General features: G+C 64.2%; 6 protein-coding genes and 2 pseudogenes. 4 read left to right on the plus strand and 4 right to left on the minus strand.

Annotation, left to right across the window (positions count from 1 at the left end):
* Window positions 1-123: 123 nt before the first annotated feature.
* Both Q0139_RS10790 and Q0139_RS10795 read right to left on the minus strand, forming a co-directional pair.
* Entirely contained in the window at window positions 124-1,497 is a 1,374-nt protein-coding gene (locus Q0139_RS10790) for a tetratricopeptide repeat protein (protein ID WP_298021465.1), read from the minus strand.
* Window positions 1,498-1,550: 53 nt separating this feature from the next.
* Entirely contained in the window at window positions 1,551-2,795 is a 1,245-nt protein-coding gene (locus Q0139_RS10795; RefSeq protein WP_298021469.1) for a cytochrome P450, read from the minus strand.
* Window positions 2,796-3,038: 243 nt separating this feature from the next.
* Here Q0139_RS10795 and Q0139_RS10800 point away from each other — a divergent pair, with 243 nt between their 5' ends.
* On the plus strand, window positions 3,039-3,545 hold the full coding sequence (locus Q0139_RS10800) for a hemerythrin domain-containing protein (protein ID WP_298021472.1): 507 nt from the start codon (window positions 3,039-3,041) through the stop codon (window positions 3,543-3,545).
* A 59-nt stretch (window positions 3,546-3,604) separates the two neighbouring features.
* Here the strand turns inward: Q0139_RS10800 and Q0139_RS10805 are convergent, their stop codons facing one another.
* On the minus strand, window positions 3,605-4,471 hold the full coding sequence (locus Q0139_RS10805) for an alpha/beta hydrolase (protein WP_298021475.1): 867 nt from the start codon (window positions 4,469-4,471) through the stop codon (window positions 3,605-3,607).
* Between the two features lie 81 nt (window positions 4,472-4,552).
* Window positions 4,553-5,806: a lipopolysaccharide assembly protein LapB gene (locus Q0139_RS10810; protein WP_298021478.1), complete on the minus strand. Its 1,254-nt coding sequence runs from the start codon at window positions 5,804-5,806 to the stop codon at window positions 4,553-4,555.
* Between the two features lie 201 nt (window positions 5,807-6,007).
* Between Q0139_RS10810 and Q0139_RS10815 the strand changes: the two genes are divergently transcribed.
* The 3 genes and pseudogenes from Q0139_RS10815 to Q0139_RS10825 all read left to right on the plus strand — a co-directional run.
* Window positions 6,008-6,502 (plus strand): hypothetical protein, encoded by a 495-nt coding sequence (locus Q0139_RS10815; RefSeq protein ID WP_298021481.1) that lies wholly within the window; start codon window positions 6,008-6,010, stop codon window positions 6,500-6,502.
* A gap of 58 nt (window positions 6,503-6,560) precedes the next feature.
* A pseudogene (locus Q0139_RS10820) lies at window positions 6,561-7,118 on the plus strand (terminase family protein); the annotation flags it as partial.
* 312 nt (window positions 7,119-7,430) lie between these two features.
* Window positions 7,431-8,023, plus strand: a pseudogene (locus Q0139_RS10825) (ATP-binding protein); the annotation flags it as partial.

Raw genomic sequence — 8,023 nt, forward strand, 5'->3', positions numbered from 1 at the left:
CATTGTGCGCCACGCACCCCGGTTCGGCGCGCGAGCGCACACAATGCTCGCGGCTGAGGCGGAGCATTTCGTCATGCCGGTAATAAGAAGCACGGCGTGCGCCTGATCACTTAGATCCCAAACCTATTCGATGCCGCGGGCGGCGCGCAGACCCCCGACCAGTGCTCGAGCCGACTCCATGATGTCGGAGGTGTCGTCAGTTTGTAGCAACATGGCAACAAGGTTGTAGGCATAGAGGACAGTGCTAGGGTGACGCACGCCCGATTGCTCGCTTCGAAGCTCAAAGGCGCGGCGATACAGCGGCGCGGCTTCATCGTAGCGGCCCTGCGCCGAATAGTTGGCGGCAAGGTTATTCGTCATCGACAAGAGACGGGACAGTCTAGGAGCTTGTGATTGTCTAAAATATTCCAGACTTCGCCTTAGAAGTGGTTCTGCTTCATCGAAACGGTGCTGAGCATAATAAACCGACGCTACGTTGTTGAGTTGCAACATCGTCTGGGGATGATCGGCGCCGACCAACGACTCCAAAGTATTATAAATGCTCTGATGGAGCGCTTCGGCTTCATCGAGGCGATCGAGTTCCCGATAGAGCATGGCCAGATTCCTTGCGACGAAGAGTGTTTCGGGATCACTGGGACCGCGCGTCCGCTCGAATGCTTCAAAGGCACGTTGCGCCAACGGCAATGCTTCGCCGAACCGCCCTACATCGCTGTAAAGCGCGGCAAGGTTGCTGATCGAGGCCAAAGTATCGGGGTGGTTGGGTCCCAGCACCTGCTCCTGAGCTGACAGGACATGCAGATATAGCGGTTCGGCTTCATCGTATCGGCCATTTTCCGCGAGGAAGATGGCAAGCCTGTTGCCCATCGCCAATGTATCGGGATGGTCGCGGCCCAGTGTGCGAACCTGGGCATCGAACACGCGTCGATATAGCGTTGCCGCTTCGTTGAAGCTTTCTTGATCGTCCAGCAATGTGGCAAGGCGGGTTGCCAATCCAATGGTGTCCGGGTGGTCCGGGCCGAACGTCCGCTCGTTGAATTCGAGAGCGCGTCGCAACAGGGGCTCGGCTTCGTCGAGGCTGTTGCGATCCAAATAAAGAGGGATCAAGCGATTGAGCGCCACCATTGTATCGGGATGGTCGACCCCTCTCGTTCGTTCGGTGGATTCAAACGTCCGCAGAAATAGTAGTTCCGCCTCGCTCGCGCGATCCATATTATAATAGAGAATTGCCAGATAGTTGACCACCGTCAACGAATCAGGATGATCGGGGCCGAGCGTTTCATCGCGAACGGCGAGTGCCTGCAACAAAAGCGGCTCGGCTTCGGCATATTGCCGGTTGGCGAACAGCACTTCTGCCTGTCGCAGGAGTTCTTCGGCCGGGTCGGCGCCGGGGGACTGAGCATGGGAGGGCGCGGCGTTTGCCGATGACACGATTGAGACTGGCGAAAGCCCGGCGCTGCCTAAAAGCGCTATTGAATAAAGCAGAATTTTCCGGCGCATTCCTCCACCTTTTCTAAGCCTAAACGCGCTTTAGCCGAGAGGGTTTACCCGGCCTACCCTTCCGCCACAATCTCCACCGGCATGTCGGTGAACCCGTGCAGGAAGCAGCTTTCCAGCCGCGTCCAATCCCCGCGCGGTTCCACGCGCCAGCCGCGTTTGACGATCTGCTCGATATAAATCTGCAGCTGCAGCTCGGCGAGGCGGGCGCCGACGCAGCGGTGAATGCCGAAGCCGAAGCCGATATGGCGGCGGGCGTTTTCGCGGGTCACGTCGAACCGGTCGGCATCGGCGAACAGCGCTTCGTCGCGATTGCCGGAGATATACCAAAGGATCAGCTTCTCGCCCGCCTTGATCGCGTGCCCGTCGAGTTCGGTATCTTCGAGCGCGGTGCGGCGCATATGGGTGACCGGCGATTGCCAGCGGATGATCTCCGACGCCGCGTTGGGGATCAGCGACGGATCGGCGCGGAGCTTGTCGAGCTGATCGGGATAGCGGTTGATGGCGTCGATAAAGCCCGACATCGAATTGCGCGTCGTATCGTTGCCGCCGACGATCAGCAGCGCGACATTGCCCATCCGCTCGGCCGGCGGCATTTGGCCCATGGCTTCGGAATGGATGATGCGCGACATGAGATCGTCGGCCGGCGGGGCGGCGCGTTTCTCCTCGAACAGGCGGTCGAAGCGGGTCAGCATCTGCATCATCTGCTCGAGCCAGAGCATCCGGCGTTCCTCGCTCTGATCGGGCGTCACCTCGCTCGCCCAGTCGGACCAGCGTTTGAGATCGTGGCGCTCCTCCCAGGGGAAATCGAACAGGGCGCAGATCATGCCGATGGTGATCGGGATCGAAACGCGCTCGACCCAGTTGAAGGTCTCGCCGACGGGCAGCACGTCGAACAGTTCGCCGACGCGCTGGCGGATCTCGACCTCGCGGCGCGCCATTTCGGACGGGTTGAAGCTCGGCTGGACGACGCGGCGCTGCTCGGTGTGCCGCGGCCTGTCCATGGCGATGAAATTCTCGAACTTCTGGGCGATCTCGTCCATCGGATCGATGATGGTGATGCCGCCATTGGCCGTGTCGGAGCTGTAGATATCGGGCAGCGCCTCGACCTGCTGGATCAGGCCGTGCGACGAGACCGACCAATAGGGGCCGTAGGGGCTTTCGGGGTGCCAGGCGAGCGGCATTTCGGCGCGCAGCTGGGCGAACGGCTCCTGCCAGCGATCCTCGGTATAGAGCGCGGCGTCGGAGACATCGACGGGCGCGATCGGGCGGGTATCGGCATCAGCCGTAACAGTAGCCATGGGCGGGTTCCTCTCTCGGGCGGGAAGGTATCACCGGTGGCGGGGCAGGGGCAATGGACGTTCGTCCCGGCGGTCTTCGGCATTTGCGTCTCCTCTCCCTCCCAAGTCTTCGACCTCGCCGCGCGTCGACCGATTCAATTGGTTGAGTTGAAAGGGGTTTTTGAAATCGCCCGCGGAACCAAGTCCCTTTCGGAAGGTTGTTCGTGCACGCTTATATGGCGGGCCGAAACAAGGAAACGAACGATGGCAGATACCGTGGACAAGGACGCAACGCATATCCTGACCGACGACCACCGAAAGGTGGAAACGCTGTTCGAAAAATTCGAAAAGGCGAGCGGCGCCTCCGCGAAGAAAAAGATCGCGGAAGACATCTGCTCCGAGCTCAAGATCCACGCCATGATCGAAGAAGAAATCTTCTATCCGGCGCTCAAGGGCAAGGTCGACGACGATCTGCTGCGCGAAGCCTATGTCGAACATGACGGCGCGAAAATCCTGATCAACGAAATCGTCGCCGGCTCGCCGGACGAGACATTTTACGATTCCAAGGTGACGGTGCTCAAGGAACAGATCGAGCATCATGTCGAGGAAGAGGAAAAAATGCGCGACAATATGTTCCAGCAGGCCCGGGCGGCGGATGTCGACCTCGAAGCGCTGGGCGAGGAGATGCTTGCGCGGAAAAAGGAGCTTCAGGACAAGGCGGAAACCGAAGGCCTGCCCCCTGCCGAGCCGACGACAATGCAAGGCGCATAGGCGGCCCCCTATTGTCCGGTCCGCACCGGCCTCGGGGAAATGTGGTCAGGGCGAGCCGCTTAGTCCTGCCGATGCGTGTTCAAAAACGCCGCGACCGCTTCGCCGAAGGCGTCGTTCTCGTCGCCCGCGACCATGTGCCGGGCGCCTTCGACGTCGGTATATTCGGCCGAGGGGACGACCGTGCGGAAATGGCGGGCGGCTTCTTCGTCGACCAGCTCCGACGAACGGCCGCGCACGAGATGGATCGGGCAGGCGATGGCCGCCACCGCCTGTTCCAGCCGGTCGGACCAGTCATTGCCGCGCGTTCCCCGCGTCCCGCCCATGAACGCCGGGTCCCAATGCCAGCGCCAGCGTCCGTCCTCGCCATGGCGGAGGTTCTTCTTGAGGCCTTCGAGGCTCTTCGGGCGCGGGCGGTGCGGCAGATATTCGGCGATGACATCGGCCGCCTCTTCGAGCGTTGCGAAACCGTCCTCGGCATGGCGGCCCATGAACCCGGTGACGCGGTCGCGCCCCTCGTCGCTCATCCGCGGCACGATATCGACGAGCGTGATCGTCGCGAAACTGCCGGGCCGGACGAAACCCTCGGCCACCAGCGAGGCGATCCCGCCCAGCGACGCGCCGACGACATGCGGACGGAGGCTGCCCGGCGCGACATGATCGGCCATCGCGATCAGATCGCCGGCGAATTTCTCGATTCCATAGCCGCCTTCGCCGGCCCAGCCGCTGTCGCCATGGCCGCGCAGGTCGATCGCGACCGTGCGCCAGCCGCCGCTCGCGGCCAGCTGCGCCGCCGCCCCCTTCCACGCATGCCGCGTCTGCCCGCCGCCATGCGCGAAGATGACCGGCTCGCCGTCTTCGGGTCCGTGCGTCTCATAGGCGATGGCGGGCTGATCGGGGCGGGTGAGGGCGGAAGGTGCTGTGGCCATGGCCGCAAGAGTGCGGATGGTTTACGCGCACGTCAAGTCGTGCCGCGTCCGCGGTGGCGACATTTCCGTTGCCGTGGGACTTCAACAGAATCGATTGCGGTAAAAGCCGCCGGTAAGACGCGACTGGACGGCGCCGGAGAGGCGGCGGCGTTCGCGCAGTTCGGCGAGCTGGGTTCGGGCGAGCAGGATTGCCTCCGCACGGCCGCCCTCGTCCAGCGAGATGAGCGTTCGCGCCAGGCTCCAACCCGTTGCGACGGTGGCCGGATGCCCGGCGCCGAACACGGTTTGGCTACCGATATAGGCGCGGCGGTAGAGCGGGACCGCCTTGGTGAAATCGCCACGCAATGCCTCGAGGCGGGCAAGATCCATCAAACCCTCGATCGCAAATACGCAGCTCTCTCCGAGCAAATCGGCCCAGCCTTCCGCATAGCCGCGCAGCAGCGGCTCGGCTTCGTCATATCGTCCTTGTCCGAGATAGAGCAATCCGAGGCCGCGGGCGGCGAGCGAAATCCGTTGATCGTCCTCGCTGGCGTCGAGGGAGCTGCGATAGAGACGCTCGGCCTCGGCGGCGTCGCCCGTTGCCGCGAGCGTCGCTGCGAGATCCGTCATTGCGTCACGGCGCGCGGCATCCGGCGACATTCCATCGGGCGCGGGAATGGCGAGCGCGCGCTCGAAGAGCGGGCGAGCCTGGCCATATTGGGCCTGAGCCAAATAAACTCGGCCAAGCGCGCCGAGCGCTTCGGCCAGCGCCAGCGGGTCTTGCGGCGCCAGATTCTCTTGATATTCGAGCGCAAGCGTCAGCAAGGGCTCGGCTTCGGCGAGCTGGCCCTGCCGCAGGTAAACGCGGCCGAGAGCGGCCTGGAGGGGAACCTGCTGATCGGGGCGTATGTCGGCGCGCGAGGCCAGGCCATCGAGCGCGGCGCTGTACGCCTCGGCGGCTTCGCCGTAACGCTGGATCCCGTCATAGACATCGGCGGCGGCGCGGCGGGCCTCGATCGCCAGGAGATCGCCCGGGCCGAGAAGGGCGTCGGCGCTTTCGATCGCCTTCTCGATTTCGTCGAGCGCGCGAAAGGGAAGGCCGTCCTGATACAGCGCAATGCCGGCGAGCGTGCGAATGCGGATAATTTCGGGCGTGTCGGGCTCGCCCCTTTCTTCGCGGGGGCGCAACAGCCGATGCGCGAAAGCCCAGGTCTCGGTCGGATCGTCGCCCGCGAACAGCGTCTCCATTCGGGCGAGCGCAGCGGGCGGGTCGACGGGTTGTGCCCTCGTAATGGCGGGGGTGAGCATAAGGGAAATACCCAGCAGCACCGCAACCCGCTGCACTCTGCCTGTCATACTGCGCCTCTCTCCGCCCGCCTGTCGATAGCGCAACGCGGCGACAATAGCATTGCCAAAATCATCGATAACCAGATAGGCAAAAACATCTTGACATCGTCACGCTGTTTCGGTACATATTGCGAACATCGAAAATTGTAAGCGATTCGGGCCGGCCGCTCTCCAGCGGTTCCGGCCCTTTTCTTGTCTGGAGTGTGCGCCATGGCCGACACCGAACCCGATCTCACGCGCAACGCCGCGGGCGGGCCGCAGCTGAAGGAAACGCGGGCGCGGCGGTTCGGCAAGGCGGACAAGGCCGTCTTTCTCGATACGCTGGCGGCGACCTGCAACATCGCCGCCTCGGCGCGGGCCTGCGGGTTCAGCACCAGCACGATCGAACGGCATCGCAATAAGGATGCGACCTTCCGCGACAATGTCCGCCGGGCGCTGACGACCGGCTATAAGCGCCTCGAAATGGCGATGCTCGAACGCGCGATCCACGGTGTCGAGGAAGAGGTGTGGCACGCCGGCAAGATCGTCGGCACCAAGATCGTCTATTCGGACAATGTCGCGCTGCGCCTGCTGGCGCTGCATCGCGACAGCGTCGAGACGCCCGAACGCGAGACCGAGATCGATCGCGAATATGAAGAGGCGAGGGCCGACCTGGAGGCGCGGCTCGACGAGATGCGGGAGAGGCTGCACGATGACGAGGCTTGATTTCCGCCCGGAAAATGTCGGCGGCAGGGCGACGTCCATAGCCGAATGGGTGTGTCGGATGGGCCAGCGCGCGCGCAAGGCATGGCTCGACAAGGTATCCAAGCGCGACATGATCCTGTTGCGCCATTGCTGGGCTTTCTGGGTGCGGCGGGATCAACGGCCGCCCCAGGGCAACTGGAAGACGTGGCTGGTGCTGGCCGGGCGCGGCTTTGGCAAGACGCGGATGGGTGCCGAATGGGTGAAGCGGCAGGCGCGGCGGGCGAAGGCGCGGATCGCGTTGCTCGGCGCGACGTCCGACGAGGTGCGGCGCGTCATGGTGGAGGGCGAGAGCGGGATCCTGGCCAATTGCCGCGAATGCGATAGGCCGGTCTGGGAGCCGTCACTCGGCCGGCTGCGCTGGCCCAACGGCGCGACGGCGCACGTCTACAGCGCCGCCGAACCCGACAGCCTGCGAGGGCCGCAATTCGACGCCGCCTGGTGCGACGAGATCGCCAAATGGCCGCGCGGCGAGGAGGCCTGGGCGAATCTGGAATTCACGATGCGGCTGGGAAGCAAGCCGCAGATCATGGCGACGACGACGCCGCGCGGCGTGCCGCTGGTGCGGCGGCTGGTCGCGGCGGCTGGGTGAGGGGGTTCTTTGGTCTCACACAAAGCCACAAAAGCACGAAGAAGGGGGGACTCACGCAAAGACGCGAAGACGCAAAGGAAGACGGCTCTTCCGCGCAGCGGATTTCAATATTGTCCGATCGAGCGGCGTCTTTGCAATCGGAGTTCGTTGATTGCGCTGCGCGCTTTCTTCTTCGCGGCTTCGCGTCTTTGCGTGAGCAAAATCCTCTTCTCTTCGTGCCTTTGTGGCTTTGTGTGAAAAATCATTTTCCGCCGAAGCGAGCGGAGGGAGAAAATGCCCATGCCCGCACCCCCATTGCGCGTCGTCATCACCCGCGGCCGGACGCGGAACAACAGGCTGCATCTGCCGGGCCATTTCCTCGCCGGGGTGGAGGCCGAATATGCCGGCACGCGGCTGGGGCGGCAGGAGCTGGATGGCGAGCTGATCGAGGATATCGAGGGGGCGCTCTGGACGCGGGCGATGCTGGAGGCGTGCCGCGCGCCGGAGTTGTTGCCCGGCGAGGCGGCGGAGCGCTGCACCCGGATCGTGGTCGGCGTCGATCCGCCGGCGGGGACGGGCGGCGATGCCTGCGGGATCATTGTCGCCGGGCTGGGCCATGACGGCAGGGGCCATGTGCTCGGCGATTCGAGCGTCACGGGCGCGCGGCCCGGCCAATGGGCGCGCGTCGTGCGCGAGGAATATGGGCGCTGGCGCGCCGACCGGATCGTCGCCGAGGCCAATCAGGGCGGTGAGATGGTGCGCGAGGTGCTCGAGCAGGCGGGCGCCGTGCGGCTGCCGGTCCGGCTCGTCCATGCGAGCCGCGGCAAGTCCGCGCGCGCCGAGCCGGTGGCGGCGCTCTACGAACGCGGCGCCGTGGCGCATTGCGGCCGCTTCACCGCGCTGGAGGACGAGAT

The organism is uncultured Parasphingopyxis sp., assembly GCF_937129435.1.
Lineage (GTDB): Bacteria > Pseudomonadota > Alphaproteobacteria > Sphingomonadales > Sphingomonadaceae > Parasphingopyxis.